15 protein-coding genes are annotated in these 19737 nt (G+C 60.7%); 12 read left to right on the forward strand and 3 right to left on the reverse strand.

Annotated elements, in window-relative coordinates:
* The first annotated feature begins 12 nt into the window (after positions 1 to 12).
* Together KW839_RS21930 and KW839_RS21935 are read left to right on the forward strand one after the other, a co-directional pair.
* Positions 13 to 1470: an amidohydrolase family protein gene (locus KW839_RS21930; protein ID WP_218425475.1), complete on the forward strand. Its 1458-nt coding sequence runs from the start codon at positions 13 to 15 to the stop codon at positions 1468 to 1470.
* A 119-nt stretch (positions 1471 to 1589) separates the two neighbouring features.
* Positions 1590 to 1958 carry a glyoxalase superfamily protein gene (locus tag KW839_RS21935; RefSeq protein WP_218425476.1) on the forward strand — a complete coding sequence of 123 codons (369 nt, stop codon included), beginning with the start codon at positions 1590 to 1592 and terminating at the stop codon, positions 1956 to 1958.
* Between the two features lie 430 nt (positions 1959 to 2388).
* On the opposite strand, the gene KW839_RS21940 is transcribed toward KW839_RS21935, so the two are convergent.
* On the reverse strand, positions 2389 to 3423 hold the full coding sequence (locus KW839_RS21940; protein WP_218425477.1) for an AraC family transcriptional regulator: 1035 nt from the start codon (positions 3421 to 3423) through the stop codon (positions 2389 to 2391).
* 212 nt (positions 3424 to 3635) lie between these two features.
* On the opposite strand from KW839_RS21940, the gene KW839_RS21945 reads away from it, so the two are divergent.
* From KW839_RS21945 to KW839_RS21980, 8 genes are all read left to right on the forward strand, one after another.
* Positions 3636 to 5231 (forward strand): FAD-binding oxidoreductase, encoded by a 1596-nt coding sequence (locus KW839_RS21945; RefSeq protein ID WP_218425478.1) that lies wholly within the window; start codon positions 3636 to 3638, stop codon positions 5229 to 5231.
* Between the two features lie 5 nt (positions 5232 to 5236).
* On the forward strand, positions 5237 to 6826 hold the full coding sequence (locus KW839_RS21950; protein ID WP_218425479.1) for a glycerol-3-phosphate dehydrogenase/oxidase: 1590 nt from the start codon (positions 5237 to 5239) through the stop codon (positions 6824 to 6826).
* Between the two features lie 20 nt (positions 6827 to 6846).
* Positions 6847 to 8415 (forward strand): FGGY-family carbohydrate kinase, encoded by a 1569-nt coding sequence (locus tag KW839_RS21955; protein WP_218425480.1) that lies wholly within the window; start codon positions 6847 to 6849, stop codon positions 8413 to 8415.
* Between the two features lie 256 nt (positions 8416 to 8671).
* Positions 8672 to 9961, forward strand: coding sequence for a phospholipase (locus KW839_RS21960; RefSeq protein ID WP_218425481.1), 1290 nt, complete (start codon positions 8672 to 8674; stop codon positions 9959 to 9961).
* Positions 9962 to 10021: 60 nt separating this feature from the next.
* Complete coding sequence (locus KW839_RS21965) at positions 10022 to 11977, forward strand: DUF1302 domain-containing protein (protein WP_218425482.1); 1956 nt, start codon at positions 10022 to 10024, stop codon at positions 11975 to 11977.
* A gap of 152 nt (positions 11978 to 12129) precedes the next feature.
* Positions 12130 to 13503 (forward strand): DUF1329 domain-containing protein, encoded by a 1374-nt coding sequence (locus tag KW839_RS21970; RefSeq protein WP_218425483.1) that lies wholly within the window; start codon positions 12130 to 12132, stop codon positions 13501 to 13503.
* Between the two features lie 465 nt (positions 13504 to 13968).
* Positions 13969 to 14640, forward strand: coding sequence for a histidine phosphatase family protein (locus KW839_RS21975; protein WP_218425484.1), 672 nt, complete (start codon positions 13969 to 13971; stop codon positions 14638 to 14640).
* Between the two features lie 26 nt (positions 14641 to 14666).
* On the forward strand, positions 14667 to 15524 hold the full coding sequence (locus KW839_RS21980; protein ID WP_218425485.1) for a phosphatase PAP2 family protein: 858 nt from the start codon (positions 14667 to 14669) through the stop codon (positions 15522 to 15524).
* Positions 15525 to 15616: 92 nt separating this feature from the next.
* Here the strand turns inward: KW839_RS21980 and KW839_RS21985 are convergent, their stop codons facing one another.
* Complete coding sequence (locus KW839_RS21985; RefSeq protein ID WP_218425486.1) at positions 15617 to 17023, reverse strand: DUF2252 domain-containing protein; 1407 nt, start codon at positions 17021 to 17023, stop codon at positions 15617 to 15619.
* 171 nt (positions 17024 to 17194) lie between these two features.
* On the opposite strand from KW839_RS21985, the gene KW839_RS21990 reads away from it, so the two are divergent.
* The gene (locus KW839_RS21990; RefSeq protein WP_060541167.1) at positions 17195 to 17482 is read left to right on the forward strand and encodes a hypothetical protein; all 288 of its coding nucleotides are present in this window, start codon (positions 17195 to 17197) and stop codon (positions 17480 to 17482) included.
* A gap of 108 nt (positions 17483 to 17590) precedes the next feature.
* Here the strand turns inward: KW839_RS21990 and KW839_RS21995 are convergent, their stop codons facing one another.
* On the reverse strand, positions 17591 to 18598 hold the full coding sequence (locus KW839_RS21995) for an AraC family transcriptional regulator (RefSeq protein WP_218425487.1): 1008 nt from the start codon (positions 18596 to 18598) through the stop codon (positions 17591 to 17593).
* 144 nt (positions 18599 to 18742) lie between these two features.
* Between KW839_RS21995 and KW839_RS22000 the strand changes: the two genes are divergently transcribed.
* A complete protein-coding gene (locus KW839_RS22000; protein WP_371318098.1) occupies positions 18743 to 19729 on the forward strand; it encodes a quinone oxidoreductase in 987 nt (328 codons plus the stop codon).
* Positions 19730 to 19737: the final 8 nt, after the last annotated feature.

Consider the following 19737-nt stretch of genomic DNA (forward strand, 5'->3'; position numbering starts at 1 on the left):
CGGGAGACTGACATGCAGTACGACACGCTGATTCGCAATGCTCTGGTCATCGATGGCAGCAACAGCCCTGGCTATCGTGCCGACGTGGCGATCCTGAACGGCCGCATTCAACGCATTGGCGACTTGCACGATGCACGCGCCAGCGAGGAAATCGACGCCACCGGCCAGGTGCTGGCACCCGGCTTCATCGACGTGCACACCCACGATGACACAGTGGTCATCCGTCAGCCGCAGATGCTGCCCAAGCTCAGCCAGGGTGTGACCACGGTCGTCGTCGGCAACTGCGGGATCAGCGCCTCGCCGGTGACTTTGCGCGGCGATCCCCCCGACCCGATGAACCTGCTCGGCAGCGCCGCCGCGTTTGTTTATCCGACCTTCAGCGACTACCGCGCGGCGGTTGAAGCGGCGAACACCACGTTGAACGTCGCGGCCCTGGTTGGCCACACAGCGCTGCGCAGCAATCACCTGGGCGACCTGTTTCGCACCGCCACCGCGCAAGAAATCGCGGCCATGCGCGGTCAGTTGCGCGAGAGTCTGGAGGCCGGCGCGCTGGGCTTGTCCACAGGCCTGGCGTACGCCAGCGCCTTTTCGGCGTCGACCGATGAGGTGATGCAACTGACGGAAGAATTGACGGCATTCGGGGCGGTCTACACCACCCACCTGCGCAGCGAATTCGAACCCGTGCTGGAGGCCATGGACGAAGCGTTCCGCATTGGCCGTCACGCGCAAGCCCCGGTCATCATTTCCCACCTCAAATGTGCCGGTGCCGGTAACTGGGGGCGCAGTCCACAGCTGTTGGCGTCGCTGGAAGAGGCGGCGAAAAACCACCCGGTGGGTTGCGACTGTTATCCCTACGCCGCGAGTTCTTCGACCCTGGACCTCAAGCAGGTCACCGATGCCCATCGCATTACCATCACCTGGTCGACGCCCCACCAGGAAATGGGCGGCCGCGACCTGATGGACATCGCTGCCGAGTGGACTGTGCCATTGCTCGATGCCGCTCGCCGGCTGCAACCAGCGGGCGCTGTGTATTACGGGATGGACGAGGCGGACGTACGCCGCATCCTTGCGCATCCGCTGTCGATGGTCGGCTCTGACGGTTTGCCGGAAGACCCGTTTCCCCACCCACGTTTGTGGGGCGCGTTTCCACGGGTGCTCGGACATTTCAGCCGCGACGTGGGACTGTTTCCATTGCACACCGCCGTACACAAAATGACCGGTCTGTCGGCGGCACGCTTCGGCTTGAAGGGCCGGGGTGAAATCCGTGAAGGTCATTGGGCTGATCTGGTGTTGTTCGATCCGGTGACTGTTCGTGACGTTGCCGATTTCAGCGATCCGCAGCGGGCGGCGCAGGGTATCGAAGGGGTATGGGTTAACGGCATATTGAGTTACCGCGACGGCCAGGCCAACGGGAGCAGGGCAGGGCGGTTCCTGGCGCGGGAGGGAGATTTGCGCGGCGGTTTTCAGTGATGATTCGAGTGTTGCGTCACAATGATGGCATTTTGCAACTAAAGAATGGCGCTTTTAAGCCGACTCGCTGACATCAAGCCCGGCTACACTGCGGGCTTTCATTGTCTGGGAGCAACCCGATGAGCTTCGGTAAAACCACTCCAATCCTGCGCATTTTCGATGAAGCCAAGGCAGTGGAGTTCTACGTCGACTTCCTGGGGTTCAAGATCGACTGGCAACATCGATTCGAAGCGAATTTCCCGCTGTACCTGCAAATCTCCCGTGGCGAATGTGTGCTGCACTTGTCCGAACACCATGGCGACAGCACACCGGGTTCTGCGCTGCGGATCGAGACGGATGAGCTGGAGAAGTTTCAGCAGCTGCTGCTGGCCAAGGAGTACAGGTTTGCCCATCCACAGATTCAGGCCATGCCGTGGGGCAGCCAGGACATGACCATTGCCGACCCGTTTGGCAATCGGTTGGTGTTCACTAACGCGATCAGTCTCTGAGCCTGAAAGCCCCTCACCCTAGCCCTCTCCCAGAGGGAGAGGGGACCGACCGAGGTGTCTTGCGTCATACATCGACCTGGAATACCGAGTCGATTATGGATTCACAGCGGGATTTTCAGATCGATGTACATCCCGAATACCTCACCGTCGGGCTCCTCTCCCTGACGGAGGGACTGGGCGACCCGCAGCATCGAGTCGATTATGGATTCACAACGGGATTGTCAGAACGATGTTCATCCCGAGTGTCTGACGGTCGATCTCCTCTCCCTGAGGGAGGTACTGACCGACCTGCAGCATCAAGTCGATTCTGGATTCACAGCCAAATTTTCAGGTCGATGTACATCCAGAGCATCTCACGGTCGGCTCCCTCTCCCTCCGGGAGAGGGCTGGGGTGAGGGGGGGCGGGCACCCTGGTGACAACATGGATCACTCAGTCGCTACCACATCCCTGCACCCGATGGCTCTGCCGAAACTCCCCGGGCGGTACCCCGCGTCGGCTCTTGAACGTGCGGTGAAACGAGCGGGGTTCGGTGAAACCCAGGTACTGGGCGATGTCCTGAATCGGCAGGTTGCTGTTGAGCAGGTAATGTTCGGCCAGCTCCTGGCGCAGGTCGTCGAGGATCTGCTGGTAAGAAGTACCGGCCAGGTGCAGCTGGCGTTGCAGCGTGCGCACCGACACGGCGAGATGCTCGGCCACCTGCTCCTTGCGTGGCAGACCTTCCTTGAGCAATTTTCGCAGGATGCTTTTCACCCGCTGTTGCAGCGAGGCATCCTCCAGGGTCGCCATCAAGCCCATGGCATGTTCTTCCAGGGTGCGCAGCAATTGCGCATCGGCCTGGCGCAAGGGCAACTGCAAATACGGCAACGGCACAATCAGCGCCGAATAAGGCTGGTCGAACAGCACCGGACAGTCGAAGAACTGCTCGTACTGCGCCAGCGTCGTGTCGGCCGGCCGTGCATGCTCCAGCCAGACGGCGGCCGGCGACATTTGCGTGTCGGCGATCCAGCGCGCGTATTGCAGCCAGGACCCGAGCACGTTTTCCACCAGGTGCCGGCGAATTCGCGGGCGTTGATGGCGGCATGTCCAGATCAGGTGCACCTCGCTGCCTTGTACCTCGGCGCGGCTGACGCCCATGTCTCCCACCAACTTCTCGAACGGCATGATGCGGCTCATGGCGTCGCCCAGTGTCGCGCAGTTCATGGTGATGTAACCCAGCACGCTCCAGGAGTTGGGCAGCACAAAATGCGCGGCGTTGAGACCGAACAACGGATCACCCGAGTGTTCGCATAAATAATCGAGCAAGCGTTCATGGGCTTCACCCGGCAACCGCAGGCTGTTGTCACTCAACTGCTGTGCCTGTAACCCGGCCGCCGCCAACGCAGGCTCGATGGCCATGCCCAGTTGTTCGGCATGACGCAGGTACTTGAGCAGCGGCGGAACTGAGGTGAAGCCCAGGGATTGCATGATCGTATTCCTTTGATCAAGGCCCGCGTGCGCGGATGAATGCCCTGAAAGGTAATTTGAAACCACGGCTAAAGTAAATGGCTGACGCCTGCTCGACGTTTGACTCAATTGGCTACTCGAACTGGCCGGATGCGACCGTGACACTTTCGGACGGCTCACTAGTATGGGGGCCTGAAAAATATCACTGACAAGAACCGTAAAAGGACACACGCATGCGACGCTGGAACGGCTGGGGAGATGCAACTACGGTGGTCGAACTGCCGGCCCAGGGCGCGAGCTTTCTCGCCCAGCGACTAGGTGAAGGTCGAGCGCTGCCCGATGCAACGCTCGAGGCGGCAATGGCCCGCGTACCGGAGTCGCGGCTGCAGGAACACCCCTTGTACAGCGTCGATGCCCATGATCGTCTGCTGCATGCCCGGGGCCAGAGCCTGCCGGACTGGCTGGCATTGCGTGAAGGCGCGCTGGGCAATTATCCCGACGCCGTGGCCTTTCCCGAAAGCGCCGAACAGATTCGCCAATTGCTGACGCTCGCCCATGAGCAGGACCTGTGCCTGATCCCTTATGGCGGCGGCACCTCGGTGGCCGGGCACATCAATCCACCGAGCTCCGCGCGGCCGGTGGTCACGATTTCGCTGGCGCGCATGAATCGCCTGCTGGACCTCGACGAACAGAGCCTGCTGGCCACTTTCGGCCCCGGCGCCAGTGGGCCGCAAGTAGAAAGTCAGTTGCGCGCCCGTGGCTACACCCTGGGCCATTTTCCGCAGTCATGGGAGCTCTCGACTCTGGGCGGTTGGGTCGCCAGTCGTTCCAGTGGTCAGCAGTCATTGCGTTACGGGCGCATCGAGCAACTGTTCGCCGGCGGCACGCTGGAAACCTTTGCCGGGCCGCTGGAAATTCCCACCTTCCCGGCCTCGGCGGCCGGTCCTGATCTGCGCGAGGTAGTGTTGGGCTGTGAGGGCCGGTTCGGGGTCATTTCCCAGGTCAAGGTGCGGGTCAGCGCACTGCCTGCCGACGAACGCTTCTACGGGGTGTTTTTGCCCGATTGGACCAAGGCACTGCAAGCCATCCGCCAGTTGGCCCAGGCGCGCGTGCCGCTGTCGATGCTGCGCTTGTCCAACGCCGTGGAAACCGAAACCCAGCTGGCGCTGGCCGGTCACCCGCAGCAGATCGCCTGGCTGGAAAAGTATCTGGCCCTGCGCGGTGCCGGTGAAGGCAAGTGCCTGCTGACGTTCGGCGTGACCGGTAATCGCCGACAAAACGCGCTGTCCCTGAGTCAGGCTCGCAAGCACCTCAAGTCGTTCGGCGGGGTGTTTACCGGCACCTTGCTTGGAAAGAAGTGGGCACAGAACCGTTTTCGCTTTCCCTACCTGCGCGAAAACCTGTGGAACGCAGGTTACGTGGTGGACACCCTGGAAACGGCCACCGACTGGAGCAACGTCGATAATCTCCTCACACTGATCGAAAACAGCCTGCGCGACGCCTTGGCGGCCGAAGGCGAGCGGGTGCATGTCTTCACCCACCTGTCCCATGTCTACGGTGAAGGGTCGAGCATCTACACCACCTATGTGTTTCGCCCGGCGGCGGACTATCCCGCCACCCTGGCGCGCTGGCAGGCACTCAAGCAGGCGGCCAGCCAGACCATCGTCGACAACCACGGCACCATCAGCCACCAGCATGGCGTGGGCAAGGACCACGCGCCGTACCTGCTACGCGAGAAAGGTGTGCTGGCGATGGACACTTTGCAGGCGCTGAGTCGGCACTTTGATCCGGCCGGGCGACTGAACCCTGGCACGTTGTTGCAGGAGTGACGGCCATGAGCCTGGACTGGAACACCGCCTGGCGCCAACAGGTATTGCCGACGCTTGCGGATGAAACCTGGGACCTGATCGTCATCGGCGGCGGCATCAGCGGCGCCGGTATCCTGCGCGAAGCCGCGCGCCGTGGCTGGCGCTGCCTGTTGCTGGAACAGCGCGATTTTGCCTGGGGCACCTCCAGTCGCTCCTCGAAAATGGTCCATGGCGGCTTGCGTTACATCGCCAAGGGCCAGTGGCGCCTGACCCGCGATTCGGTCCGCGAACGTCAGCGCTTGCTCGACGAAGCACCGGGGCTGGTTGAGCCGATGAGTTTCATGATGGCGCATTACCGTGGCGGCTTTCCCGGACCACGGGTGCTGGGTGGCTTGCTGTCGATCTATGACGCATTGGCCGGGCGGCGCAGCCATCGCTTCCATGACGCGCAACATCTGCGTTATCTGGCGCCGGGAGTGAAGGAAGATGACCTGCTGGGCGGCACCTGTTTTGTCGATGCGCTGACTGATGATGCCCGTCTGGTGATGCGCGTATTGGGTGAGGCCCGGGCCGACGGCGCCGTGGTGCTCAACGGCGTGCGCGTACAACAATTGCTGCGTGAAGCGGGGCGGGTTTGCGGGGTTCAGGTCGAGGATTGCGAGGGCGGCGGGTTACTGACATTGCGTTGTGGTGTGCTGGCCGTGGCCACCGGTGCGTGGGCCGAGCGCTTGCGCCTGCCCGACACTCCTCGCCAGTTACGGCCGTTGCGTGGCAGCCATTTGTTGTTGCCGGGCTGGCGCCTGCCCGTGGCGCAAGCCTTCACTTTTCTGCACGAGCGCGACCGTCGTCCGGTGTTCGTTTTCCCTTGGGAGGGCGCCACGGTGGTCGGCACCACGGACCTTGATCATCATGAGGATCTGGACCAGAGCGCGAGCATTAGTTCCGACGAGCTCGACTATCTGCTGGCTGCCTGCAACCAGCAATTCCCCCAGGTAGAGGTGGGCGCGACCGATGTGCTGTCGACCTGGTCGGGGGTGCGTCCGGTGGTGGGCAGCGCTGCGGGTGAACTCGAACCGTCGAATGAAACCCGTGAGCATGTGCTGTGGCAGGAACCAGGATGCGTGACCCTGGCCGGCGGCAAGCTGACCACTTTCCGCCCGCAGGCCATCGAAGTACTCAAGGCCTGCGCGGCCATGCTCAAGCGTCCGTTCAATGAAGATGCCGCGCCGGTGTTTGCTGTCGTGCCACCGCTGGTGATACCGGGGCTCAGCGCCAGCCAGTGGCGCCGCCTGGCCGGGCGGCATGGCCGTGATCTGCCGAGACTGGCGATGCTGATCGCAGAGTTGGGCCATGACAGTGTCGGTGCCACCGACACCTTGTGGGCGGAACTGGCCTTTGCCTGTGATGCGGAAATGGTCCTGCACCTGGATGACCTGCTGCTGCGCCGAACCCGCCTGGGTCTGTTATTGCCTCGCGGCGCCGAGGATCACTTTGATGCCATCCGCCGACTCTGCCAGCCGCGACTGGGCTGGGACGATGAGCATTGGCTGCGCGAGCAGCAGCGTTATCGGGCGTTGTGGCAACGCCATCACGGTTTGCCGAATGCCACGCATTGATGCCCATTGAAGAGAGCTCCATGGATAACCACCCGAACAAGCGTTACCTGCTGGCCATCGACAATGGCACCCAGAGCGTGCGCGCACTGCTCTTCGACCTGCAGGGCAATCTGCTGGGCAAAGGCAAGGTCGAGTTGCAGGCCTATTACTCGACCCAACCTGGCTGGGCCGAACAAGACCCGGAATATTACTGGGCGAAACTGGGTGAGGCTTGCCAGCTGTTGTGGCAGCAGACCGGCATCGATCGTTCACAGATTGCCGGCGTGTCCCTGACCACCCAGCGCGGCACCGTGATCAACGTCGATGCCCAAGGCAAGCCGTTGCGACCGGCAATCCTGTGGCTCGATCAACGCCAGAGTGAAGTCGAAGGCGGCATCAAGGGACCGTGGGGCTGGCTGTTCAAACTGGTCGGTGCGCAGGCCACCGTGGACCACTTTCGCGCCCAGGCCGAGGCCAACTGGATCGCCCGCCACCAGCCTGAAGTCTGGGCGGCGACGGACAAGTTTTTGCTGCTCTCGGGGTTTCTCACCCATCGTCTGTGTGGACGTTTTGTCGACTCCGTAGGTTGTTGCGTCGGTTACCTGCCGTTCGACTTCAAGCGCTTGCGCTGGGCCGCGCCCTCCGACTGGAAATGGCAGGCGCTGGCGGTGCGCCCCGAGCAACTGCCGAGCCTGCACAAGCCCGGTGAAACCCTGGGCTACATCAGTGCCCAGGCCAGCCGCCACACCGGCATTCCTGAGGGGCTGCCGCTGATCGCCGCGGGTGCCGACAAGGCTTGCGAAGTGGTGGGTTCCGGCGTCGTCGACCCAGGCACTGTGTGCCTTTCCTACGGCACCACGGCGACCATCACCAGCACCCGGTCGCGCTATCTTGAAATCGTCCCGTTGATTCCGCCTTACCCGTCTGCGGTACCGGACCAGTACAACTGCGAGGTGATGATTTATCGCGGCTACTGGATGGTCAGTTGGTTCAAGAACGAGTTCGGTCTGCGGGAAATGCAGCAGGCCAAAGCCCAGGGCGTTGAGCCCGAGCAACTCTTCGATGCACTGGTCGACGCCGTACCGCCCGGGTCCATGGGGTTGATGTTGCAACCTTACTGGTCGCCCGGCATCCGCGAACCGGGCGTTGAAGCCAAGGGCGCGATGATTGGCTTCGGTGACGTGCACACCCGTGCGCACATTTACCGGGCGATCCTCGAAGGTCTGGCGTATGCCTTGCGCCAGGGCATGGAGAAAATCGAGAAACGTTCGAGGATCTCCGTCACGCGCTTGCGCGTGGCCGGTGGTGGCTCCCAGAGCGATGCCGCGATGCAACTCACGGCGAACATTTTCGGCCTGCCGGCCGAGCGTCCGCACGTCTACGAAGCGTCCGGCCTTGGGGCGGCGATTTGCTGCTCGGTGGGGCTGGGGCTGCACGCGGATTTCCCCACGGCGATGACGGCCATGACCCGGGTTGGAGCGGTATTCATGCCGCAGCCCGAAGCGCAGCAGATCTATGAGCGACTGTACAGGGAGGTCTACCTGCGCATGTACCGACAGCTCAAGCCGCTGTACCAGAGCATCCGCAAAATCACCGGTTACCCCGCCTGAAACAACACCGTAGATCCCCCTGTGGGAGCGGGCTTGCTCGCGAAGGCGATGTGTCTGTGACATCAATGTCGACTGACACTCCGACTTCGCGAGCAAGTCGGATCGCCGCACCGCCGCTCCCACAATGAACTGTGGTGTTTCTGCTACCGTGCATGTGGCGCTATCGGAGAGTTTTTCTGGTGAGATTGGACAGTGTCAGGGGCAGGGGCGGTTGTTAGGCTCAACCGTACTGCACATCCAATAAGAACCAAAAGCAATGAAGCTGACATTCCTCCTGTTGCTGCTTTGTGGAACGGCGCCGATGGCCTGGGGCTGGTCGAACCATACGGTCGGCAGTTACCTGGCGTTGCAGGACTTGCCGACCTTGCGTGATGCGCCACAGGTCGAAGTCGAGCCGCTGGAACAGTTTCTTTCGCAGCAATACCAAGCCGTGAGCGCGTTGCTCGACGAGCAGGAGCGCTTCGCCCGCGAGCACTTCGCCCCATATCCGCCGCGCCCCGACAACCTGCGATTGCCCGCCGTGCCTGGGGACAATCTGCGCCACGACTTCCTCACCGCACTGCGCATCAACCCCGGGATTCATCTGGCGATGGTCATCCAGCCGATGCCGGGCAAGGATCTGCCCGAGCGTGAACACCTCAAGGCCGAACAGGTCATGGTGCCGCAGACGCTCTCGCCGTGGAATCGACAGCGCTTCATCGTTGTTGCTGACCACGAACAAGTAGCGCCCCTGGCCGTGTTGGCCAGCGCCGCGGACGAGCCGGATTACGGCCACGACATCAACCTGTTCAGCGACAACCCGGGCGAGGTTGGCGCGTTGTACGGCTTCGGCCCACAGCCTTTCGGCGACGCCCGGTTTCAGTACAGCTCCCAGGCACCGTTCCATATGGGGTTCTTCCAGGAAAACCCGGTGGTCTATGCCGCAGCCGGATTTCTTCGGCACAGCTGGCCGCACTGGCGCGCCTACCAGTACATGGGCCTGGCGCGACTGGCATTTGCCACTGGCCACTCTTACTGGGGCTATCGATTTCTCGGTTGGGGCCTGCATCACGTTCAGGACCTGACCCAGCCGTATCACGCCAAGCCGCTGCCCGGTGTCGGTCTTGCGAGCTTGCTGCTGCTGGAAGGCAAGGCCCTGGCCGGCTTCGATGGCGACAAGCATGCAGCCATCGAGCGCGTCGCCACCCGGCACATGGAAGTGGAGAAATATCAGTCGACCTGGCTGCGTCGCCTGCTGCGCGCCGGGCAGGCACACCCGATGCTCGACGTTTATGCCGATTTTGCCCAGGACGCCCGTTATCCGCCGTACTCGGTGGACTATCTGCGCGAAGTGGTGAGTGCCGAGTCCGTCGACGAATCCGCAGCCTTCGATGAAGCCATCGGCCAGTGGCTGGACGCGGCACCGATTACCAGCGATTTCAGCCGCGGCAACCAGCTGCTGCGCGAAGGCTTCGACCATCCGGCACTTAACCAGCAGCTGTTCAAACTGCTGGGGCATTTCGGCGCCCATAGCCGCATTTACGCCCGTGCGGGATTGGCGCCATAGCCATCGCGACAACGATGTCAGAAGACAAAAACAATAAAACCAGGGAAAGAGGAACGGATCATGAACACTCGATTTCGCCTGTCTGGCGCGGCGCTTCCCGGCGTGGGCCTGGCAGGGCTGTTGCAACTGTGCGCGGTCGACGGCGTGCAGGCCGGGGAATTCAGCGTACTGGATAACCAGATCACCGGTTCATTCGACAGCACCTTGTCCTATGGCCGCTTGTGGCGGGTCCAGGGTCGGGACAAGAACAACGATGACGTCAACACCAACGACGGCAATCGCAACTTCGACACCGGGCTGGTTTCGGAGGTGTACAAGATCACCTCGGAGCTGGAGGCCAACTATCAGAACTACGGGATGTTCGTGCGCGGCACCGCGTTCTATGACACCCAGCTGATGGACAAGCGCAACGATTACTACCGCAACAACAACCCGTCGCAACCCAGCCAGAGTTACCCGCAGGACGACCACTTCACCAGCCAGACCCGCGATATCGCCGGTAGCCGGGTGGAGATGCTCGACGCCTACCTCTATGGCAACTGGGACGTCGCGCAGATGCCGGTCACGGCTCGCGTCGGGCGCCAGGTGTTCAACTGGGGCGAAGGGATTTTCTACCGTGGCGGGGTCAATACCACCAACCCGGTGGACGCCGCCAAGTACCGTTTGCCCGGGGCCGAAGTCAAGGAAGTGCTGGTACCGGTGGAAGCGCTCAGCTTCAACATCGGCCTGACCGACACCCTGACCATGGAAAGCTTCTACCAGACGAACTGGAAGGAAACCCGAATCGACCCGGTCGGTACTTTCTACTCGCAGACGGACCTGTTCGCCGACGGCGGCAACACCGCCTACAACAACTTCAGCGGTACCGCGCTGGACACCCCGGTGCCTGGCTTCGGCAACGTGATCGATCTGTACAGCGCGCTGGGCAACAACCCGCTGCTCAACCAGGCCCTGAGCACCACGGGCCTCTATGCCAACGGGGTAACCCCGGCCTTTGGCAACACGGTCAAAGTGGCCTCGGTCGGCAAGGATTTCAACGCACGCAACGACGGCCAGTTCGGCTTCGCCTTTCGCTACATCGCCGAAGAACTCAACAGCACCGAGTTCGGGCTGTACATGGTCAATTACCACGCCAAGGAACCGACCATTTCCGCCGACCTGGGAGGCTACCAAGGCATCGACATGACTGCCCTGACCAACCTGTTGGCTGGTGTCGCCGGCAGTCAGGCGGGACAACTGGCCAACGGCCTGGCGACCATGGATGTGCTGGGCAATATTCAGGCGCATCGGCGTTACGCCGAAGACATCCGCATGTACGGTTTCAGTTTCAACACCACCCTGGGTCAGGCGTCGGTGTTTGGCGAAGTGGCTTATCGGCCGAACCTGCCCATCGGGGTTGCCGCCACCAACGACCTGATCGGCGACCTGGCCAATGGCGCTGCCGCTGCGGCATCCGGCCAGACCATCAACATTGGCGGCCAGCAGGTCACCCTCGACAGCCAGATCAATAACGCCGAGCGGGTGGAAACGTTCAACACGTCCCTGGGCACGATTTACAACTTTGGTCCGAGCCTGTCGTTCGACTCGATGTTCGGCGTGTTCGAGCTGGCGTCCGAGCACCTGCGCGGCAGCAATCTGCAGTACACAGCCTATGACGGCAGCAACCGTTACTACGCAGGCACCGGCAATTTTTCCTACGTGTCCGGCGGCGAGCGCGGCGACCAGGTCAACCGCAATTCCTACAGCTACACCGCAATGCTCAATGGCACCTGGAACGACGTGTATGCCGGGGTCAACGTCTCGCCCTACGTCGTCTACAAGGATGACTTCGAGGGCAACAGCTATCAGGCAGGCAACATCATTGAGGGCCGCAAGGCCTACACCCTGGGGATCAAGGCCAACTACCAGAACAAGCTCGAGGCCGAGCTGCAATACACCGAGTTCTATGGCGGCGGGCAGAACAACGGCCTGCGTGACCGCGACAACGTCGGCTTCAACCTCAAGTACTTCCTTTGATAGCCACACGCAGCCCCATTGTGGGAGCGGGCTTGCTCGCGAAGGCGGTGTGTCAGGCGACATCTGTGTCGGATGCGTCGCCCTCTTCGCGAGCAAGCCCGCTCCCACAGTGGCTGGGTGCAATGCACCTGCCTTTATTTCGGAGAACGATCATGTTTCACACTTCACGACTGACCAAAATCTCGCTGGCGCTCATCTTGAGCCTGGCCGCCAGCACTGCCCTGGCCGCGATCACGCCCCAGCAGGCCGAGCAATTGAAAACCACACTGACACCGCTGGGTGCCGAGCGTGCCGGCAACGCCGCCGGAACCATCCCGGCCTGGAACGGCGGTATCACCCAGGCGCCGGCGGGCTACAAGCCGGGCCAGCACCACCTGGACCCGTATGCGACGGACAAGCCGCTGTTCACCATCACCAAGGCCAACCTTGAACAGTACAAGGCCCATCTCAGCCCGGGGCAGGTCGCACTGTTCAACAGCTACCCCGACACCTTCCAGATGCCGATCTATCCGTCTCGTCGTTCGGGCTCGGCGCCGCAGTGGCTGTATGACAACACCTTCAAGAATGCGACTTCGGCCAAGTTGCTCGATGGCGGCACCGGTTTTGCCGATGCCTATGGCGGTGTGCCGTTTCCGGTGCCCAAGGACGGGGTTGAGGTGCTGTGGAACCACATCACCCGTTATCGCGGCATTTATGTGGTCCGGCGTGCCTCCGAAGCGCCGGTACAGCGCAACGGCAGCTTCGCGCTGGTGACCTCGCAGCAGGAGGGGCTCTTCAACTATTACCGTCCGGGCGGGCAGTTTGCCGACCTGAAAAACATCCTGTTTTACTACCTGGCATTCGTGAAGAGCCCGGCCCGGCTGGCGGGCGGTGCGGCGTTGGTTCACGAAACCCTTGATCAGCTCAAGGACCCGCGTCAGGCCTGGGTCTACGACGCCGGCCAGCGCCGCGTGCGCCGGGCGCCGAACCTCGCCTATGACACCCCGATCGCCTCGTCCGACGGCCTGCGCACGGCGGACGATACTGACATGTTCAACGGCTCACCGGACCGCTACGACTGGAAGCTCAAGGGCAAGCAAGAGGTCTACATTCCCTACAACAATTACAAAGTCGGTAGCCCCGATGTGAAATATGCACAGTTGCTCACACCGGGCCACCTCAACCCGCAATTCACCCGTTACGAGCTGCATCGGGTCTGGGTGGTCGAAGGCACCCTCAAGCCGGGCTCGCGGCATATCTATTCCAAGCGCGTGCTGTTTCTCGACGAGGACAGTTGGGGCGCTGCACTGGTGGATCAATACGACGGGCGAGGGGAGTTGTGGCGGGTGTCGATGGCCTACCTGAAAAACTTCTACGACCTGCCTACCACCTGGAGTGCGCTGGACGTGTTCCATGACTTGCAGGCGCGTCGTTACTACGTGCAGAACCTGGACAACGAAGAGCCGGCCACCGTGGACTTCGCCCAACCGGTGCCGGAAGACGCGTACTTCATGCCGTCGGCATTGCGTCAGCGCGGGACGCGGTAAGACCTGCGTGCAAGCGCAAACAAAAGCTTGAAGTCCTTGTCATGGCCATGGTCATGTTCGACGAGGACTTTGCCGGACGTATTTTGCCTTGATGAAAAACCAAAGCGAATACAAGCCAAATTCCATGCTTGGGGGTTCCCCCAAACATAGAATCTCCCACAGGGTGTTGGGTCGTTCACAGAGTCTGTGTTCGACGCCTTGCCTGTGGGAGCGGCGGTGCGACCTGCTCGAAAATGGTTCATTCATTCACCGCAAGCCCGTGCTTCTCTATCGTCGGTTGGCTGGAAGATTGTTCTTTTTGGAAGTCGCCAAAGTGTGTAAGCAGGGGGTGTCGGCAGCAATCCCGAGACAGGGTAATACACTGGTTTAAGGTTTTTTTCACAAAGCTTTCACCGGCAGCCAACGCCAGCCTCACTAACCTTGCGCCACCAAATGAGCTGGTGCGTGCTGGCGAGGCGGCTTGATGTGGAATTGAAACTGAGCCTGTTCGGGATAAAACGCTCGATCGACTTGAGCCGTTTTGCCCGCTTTCGCAATACGGCGGTGGTCCTGGCCTCGGCGCTACTGGTGATCCCGTTGACGATATTGCTGCTGCAGCCCGCCGCCGTACCGGACCTGGCCAACGGCAATGTGGCCGGTGCCCGGGCATTGATGGCGGGGTGGGCCAAGGGCGATGTGATCGTGTTGGTGCGGCACGTCGAACGATGCGACCACTCCAAGGCTGCCTGCCTGAGCGGTAACGACGGGATTACCGATCGCTCCCGTGGCGTTGCAGTGAGTGTCGGGGACCACTTCGAACAGCTGGGGCTGGAGCGCGCCGATATCTACAACAGCCCGATCCTGCGCACGGTGCAGACCGCTGGCTATATGTTCAACAAGGCCGGTGTGGGCGAAGACTGGTTGATCAGTTGCAAGGGCACCATGCTGCGCGACGCGCTGGCGCACAAGGTTGCCGGGCGAAACCTGATTCTGGTGACCCACAGCGAATGCATGGTGCAGATGGAAAAGGACCTCAAGTTTCCGGCATCGACGCCGGACTATGGCACTGCACTGTTTATCAATGCCGAAACATTGAATGCGCCACGCATGCTTGGCTTCATCGAGGCTTCTGACTGGCATTCCGTGGCTACCGAATGAATGCCCTGCCTGGATCGACACACACCATGCAGACCACTTCGCGCTCGCGCTTCTACTGGATGAATTTCGGTATCCCACTGGCCTGTGCGGTGGTGGTGTTCCTGATGTTCGACCTGACCAAAATCGATATCGCCTTCAACGACCTGTTTTACGACCCGGTCACCCAAACGTTCCCGCTGGACCATGTGCACTGGTTCGAAAAAATCACCCACAAATGGGCGCGGATCATTCCGAACTGGACCGGCGAGATAGCGGTCATCGGTGCCTTGTTGTCGTTCCTGTGGCCACGCCTGAAAGCGCAGAAACATCCGAAGATCATCGCGTTTCTGGAAAAAACCAAAGTGGCGCCAGTGCTGCGCTTTACCCACAAACACCGTCGGGACTTTCTCTACGTGGTGTTCGCGTTTTCCATCAGCACGGGCCTGATCCATTACCTCAAGGGCCACACCAGCGTGTACTGCCCGGTTGAAACCACGCAATACGCCGGCAAAATCGAGCACAAGGAGTGGTATGAGAATTTCGACTTGCTCAAGGTTGCCGGTGACGGTCGCTGCTGGCCGGGCGGCCATGCTTCGGGCGGCTTTACCATGCTTGCGTTGTACTTTGTGGCCCGCCGTTATCGCTGGCGTTATTCGAAGGCGCTGATGTATGGCTCGTTGGCCCTGGGTTTTGTTTACGGTACGACTCGGGTGCTGCAAGGCTGGCACTACATGTCCCACACCTTCTGGGCCGGGATCTTCGTGTGGCTGGCCTGTTTGCTGACGGCGCTGGCGTTTTATGGGCGAGCGCAGCTGGAAATGCCGGTGCTCGATGAGGCGGAAAAAACCGTACCCGGTGAAGCAAAAAAAAGCCCGCGGGAGGGCGGGCAAACTGTAGTTTCTTGAAAGAGCGAGCTAAATGTACAGGCTGGTGTACGACGCCGGGGTGAAGAAATATTCATCTCGATGAAGGCCGCGGAGCAGAGGCCTTGCCATGCTCAAGGCAAGTAATCGGCGGCAAAGTCGGCCTCGGATCGAGCGCGCAAACTTCCCCTGCGACACGCCTGCTGGAATCGCTCGAAATCGCGCTCGTTCTGTTTGGTATAGCCTTGGGAATATTGGTAGAGCGCATCGGCTAGCGCCTCGCTCTTGCCAATATAGCCGCTGATCAGCGCTGCCTGTCCCGAAGACTTGGCATGGGCACGGGCCAGGGCTCGACCGCAGACCCGGCCGTAGGCCGTGAAGGTTTCACCGTCAAAGGTTTCCAATTCCGCCGAGACTTTCATGTCGCGCAATTGCCGCACATAGAAATGGCGCCCGCTCGGGCCGGTGGTCCAGCCGAGGAACAGGTCACTGGCCGATTGCATGTGCCGCTGGCCGTCGACCACACGCTGCCCTTCATGGCGTACCCGCGACCTGGTCTTGACGTAGCTGGCCAGGACTGAGCGTCGCGCCTCCTTGAATTGCAGGAATAATGGAGACTCCTGATCGTCCGTCAGCAAGGCGACCAGGCAACGGGTACCGACACTGCCGACACCCACCACCTTGAACGCCATGTCGTGCACATGAAAACGTGACAACAGGTCCCGACGATCTGCTTGCAGTGTGCCACGGTAGTCGCGCATGAACGCGTCATACAGCGGTCGCCAGTCCGAGAGACGCAGCCAGTCGTCATCGGGGTCCAGCAGCGTGGTGATATTGTGCAGGTGGAAAATTTCCGGGAGGTCGTCGCGAATCACCAGGTGACCTTCAGCGTGACGCTCACTGATTTTCGGCAGCAGTTCGGCATGGGTGCGACGCCCGGCTTTTTCGATGGCGTATTGCACATGTTCCAGCGCGCTTTTGCGCGCCTTCGCCAGCATGTCGTTATAGGTGATCGACTCGTACCAGGTTTCCAGTGCGCTTTGCTCCGCGCACTCGAGCATCGTCTCCAGGTAGGCGCCCACGACTTCATGGCACAGCGTTTCTTCAACCGATTGCCCATGACGCAGGTCGCGTGCGGCGACCATGCAACTGGCCACCAGGCGTTTCAAATCCCACTCCCATGGCCCGGGATGGGTTTCGTCGAAGTCGTTGACGCTGAACAGCAGATTGCGCTCCGGCGTTGCGAAGCCACCGAAATTCATCAAGTGACAGTCACCGCAGATCGGCGAAACAAGGCCCATGTTCGGGGTGCCGGCCAGGTCGTGAGCCTGCAGCAGCGCGTTGCCGCGATAAAAGGTGAATGGCGACACCAGCATGCGCCCATAGCGCAACTCCACCAGCGACCTGATCCGCCCCGAGCTGGACGCCTTGATCAGCGGCAGGGGGTCGCGCTCAATGTTTCCCAAGGTCGCTTGCGAACTGCGGGGGCAGGTTTTGCGGGCATCCTTACCTTGCTTGAAACGGTCAGTGAGCGTGCTCATGGGGGGCTCTTTCGACGGGTGTCGTAGAACGTGTGCCATTGAGTGTAGAAGAGGTGCGGGACTTCTTCGCAGAGAATGAAGGCGGATCGTTGAGCGAGGCCTGCTATAGTCAGTCGGAGCGGCTCAAGGCAATGGCTGCTGGCAAAACAACATCTATCCTGGAGCTTGGTTATGCGAATCGTAACGACGCTTGTGTGCACATTTCTGCTCTCCCTGGCTTTACCCTCGCTGTCCTTTGCCGGTTCCGATTGCGATGACGCAGGCAGCGCCAGTGACGTCCGAAACTGTTTGAAAAACAACAGCGATCAAAAGGGCAAGGGCAATTGCAACGACAATGGCAATTGCAACAAGTCCAAGGACAAGGGGAAAAACAAAGACAATGACGATTACGCGGTCAGTTGCATGGAGATCAACAACCTTGTCCTGCGCCGTGAGTGTCTTGATAAACGCAGGGATTGAAGGGTGGATGCCGGGTGAGTGTTGAGCCTTTCCACTGCTGGTTTCATGCATGAAAAAGACGTCTACAGACGTCTTTTTTTATTTGAATGGTGCTGGTTTGATGGTTGTTCAAACCCGTTGGTGTTTTTCGCGGCGCCACGCCGAAACACTGCACCCGAATCGGTCCGAGAACCATCGAGAAAAGGCACTCAAGGACGAATAGCCCAGTAGCGTCGCCACATCGGACAGCGGCCGCTCTCTGTTTTCGACATATTGAATCACCAGGTCGAGCCGAACTGCGTCGACGATGGATGAGTAATTATGGCCGTGACTGGCCAGATGCCGGTGCATGGTCTTGCGGTCCATGCCCAGTTGCCCGGCCACGCGCTCGGCCACGCATTCTCCTTTCGGCAGCAGGGCCAGTACCAGCTTTCTGACCTTGTCAGGCATGGTCAAATCGGACTGGGCCAGTTTCGCATTGAGGAAATCCCGGGCATGCCACGCCAGAATGGGGTCATACGAAGGGATCGTTGTATCGAAATCGGCTTGGGTCAACACGATGCCGTCGAAGTCCTGATTGAACAGGATTGAGGTGCCAAATACGCGTCGGTGCGTGGTCAGGCTGGCAGGCGCCTTGTGCTCGAAGCAGACGCTTATGGGTTTCCAGTTGGCCCCCAGGAACAGCTTGAGTATGCGGTACAACGTGCAGATGACGATCTCGATCGACTGGCGCAGAGACGCGCGCGCGCCGTGTATCACTTGCAGCCTGAGAAGCGCCACGCCGTTCACTTCCTCGATGCACAAATCCATCGACTCGTTGTACAGCACAAGATGGCGCGCAACCGACCCCAAGGCTTCGCGCAGTGTGGCTTCCTCGCGCAGGGCAATCGCCAATGGCCCCAGGTTCTCCAGTTGGCGCATTTCGCCCATGCGCAGGCCGAAGTCTTCGACGCCTGAGTCACGAGCCGATTCCTCCAGCAGGCGCAACACCGACTTTGCCGGGATCTTGATGTCCGGATCCAGTAGCGCTGAGGCACTGACGCCGGCTTTGCGCAACTGCCGATAAGGGTCCAGGCCCGCTGCGCGGGCAACCTCGATAAAATTTGTCAGGCTTGAGCTTCTGATTAAGGTCGGCATCGAGACTCCTCTAGTGCCCCAAAATGTAAAGTCTGCGCCCCAAAATATCAAATCCGCACACAGCCATTCACCGATACTTTTCCTGCACAGCGATGACATTGCGATGAAGTGAAGTCAGCGCGCCGAAGGTTTTGAATCAGGAGAATGAATGTGCCCCACGCCATACGCATGCATGAAACAGGCGGCCCCGATGTCTTGCGCCTGGAGAAAGTGGAAGTCGGCGATCCCGGCCCTGGTCAGGTTCGGCTGCGCCACGAAGCGGTCGGTTTGAACTTCGCCGACACCTATTTCCGCAGTGGCCTGTATCCGATGCCACTGCCTGCCGGCATGGGGGTCGAGGCCGCCGGCGTTGTCGAGGCCGTCGGCGAAGGCGTGACCAATGTCTGTGAAGGGGATCGCGTCACCTACACCGGCTTTTTGAACACCCTGGGAGCCTACAGTACCGAGCGCTTGATACCGGCTGCGCCCTTGATCAAGTTACCCGAGGCGATCAGCTGTGAAACCGCCGCCGCCATGACCATGCGCGGCCTGACCTCGTCGTATCTGATGCGCCGCATCTACGACTTCAAACCCGGCGACACCATTCTGTTGCATGCTGCCGCCGGCGGTGTCGGCCTGATCGTTGCACAATGGGCCAAGCTGTTGGGCCTGACGGTCATCGGCACCGTTTCTACCGAAGAAAAAGCGGCCATCGCACGGGCCCACGGTTGCGATCACGCCATCAATTACAGCCATGAAGATGTGGCCAAGCGTGTGCGCGAAATGACCGATGGTGTCGGCGTGAACGTGGTCATCGACAGTGTTGGCAAGAGCACCTTCAATGCCTCGCTCGACTCCGTCAAGCGGCGCGGCCTAGTGATCTGCCTGGGCTTCACCTCCGGAACCCTCTCCAATTTCGATCCGCAAATCCTCGCCACCAAGGGCTCTCCTTATCTGGCGCGACCGGCATTGGCCGATTACATCGCCGACCCGGCCGAAAAGGCGGATCTGGCCGCCGAACTGTTTGGTCACGTCGGCGCAGGCCGCATCAAGATCGAGATCAACCAGCGCTATACGCTGGAAGATGCAGCCCAGGCGCACCGCGACCTGGAGGCGCGCAAGACCACCGGCTCCTCAATCTTCGTCAGCTAAGGAGGGCG

Origin of the sequence: Pseudomonas sp. PDM31 (assembly GCF_019218965.1) — a bacterium.
GTDB lineage: Bacteria > Pseudomonadota > Gammaproteobacteria > Pseudomonadales > Pseudomonadaceae > Aquipseudomonas.

Coding starts and splice junctions, on each gene's coding strand:
- KW839_RS21935 (WP_218425476.1), top strand. CDS start 1,590: ATGAGCTTCGGTAAAACCACTCCAATCCTGCGCATTTTCGATGAAGCC.
- KW839_RS21945 (WP_218425478.1), top strand. CDS start 3,636: ATGCGACGCTGGAACGGCTGGGGAGATGCAACTACGGTGGTCGAACTG.
- KW839_RS21940 (WP_218425477.1), bottom strand. CDS start 3,423: ATGCAATCCCTGGGCTTCACCTCAGTTCCGCCGCTGCTCAAGTACCTG.
- KW839_RS21960 (WP_218425481.1), top strand. CDS start 8,672: ATGAAGCTGACATTCCTCCTGTTGCTGCTTTGTGGAACGGCGCCGATG.
- KW839_RS21955 (WP_218425480.1), top strand. CDS start 6,847: ATGGATAACCACCCGAACAAGCGTTACCTGCTGGCCATCGACAATGGC.
- KW839_RS21980 (WP_218425485.1), top strand. CDS start 14,667: ATGCAGACCACTTCGCGCTCGCGCTTCTACTGGATGAATTTCGGTATC.
- KW839_RS21950 (WP_218425479.1), top strand. CDS start 5,237: ATGAGCCTGGACTGGAACACCGCCTGGCGCCAACAGGTATTGCCGACG.
- KW839_RS21985 (WP_218425486.1), bottom strand. CDS start 17,023: ATGAGCACGCTCACTGACCGTTTCAAGCAAGGTAAGGATGCCCGCAAA.
- KW839_RS22000 (WP_371318098.1), top strand. CDS start 18,743: ATGAATGTGCCCCACGCCATACGCATGCATGAAACAGGCGGCCCCGAT.
- KW839_RS21965 (WP_218425482.1), top strand. CDS start 10,022: ATGAACACTCGATTTCGCCTGTCTGGCGCGGCGCTTCCCGGCGTGGGC.
- KW839_RS21995 (WP_218425487.1), bottom strand. CDS start 18,598: ATGCCGACCTTAATCAGAAGCTCAAGCCTGACAAATTTTATCGAGGTT.
- KW839_RS21990 (WP_060541167.1), top strand. CDS start 17,195: ATGCGAATCGTAACGACGCTTGTGTGCACATTTCTGCTCTCCCTGGCT.
- KW839_RS21930 (WP_218425475.1), top strand. CDS start 13: ATGCAGTACGACACGCTGATTCGCAATGCTCTGGTCATCGATGGCAGC.
- KW839_RS21970 (WP_218425483.1), top strand. CDS start 12,130: ATGTTTCACACTTCACGACTGACCAAAATCTCGCTGGCGCTCATCTTG.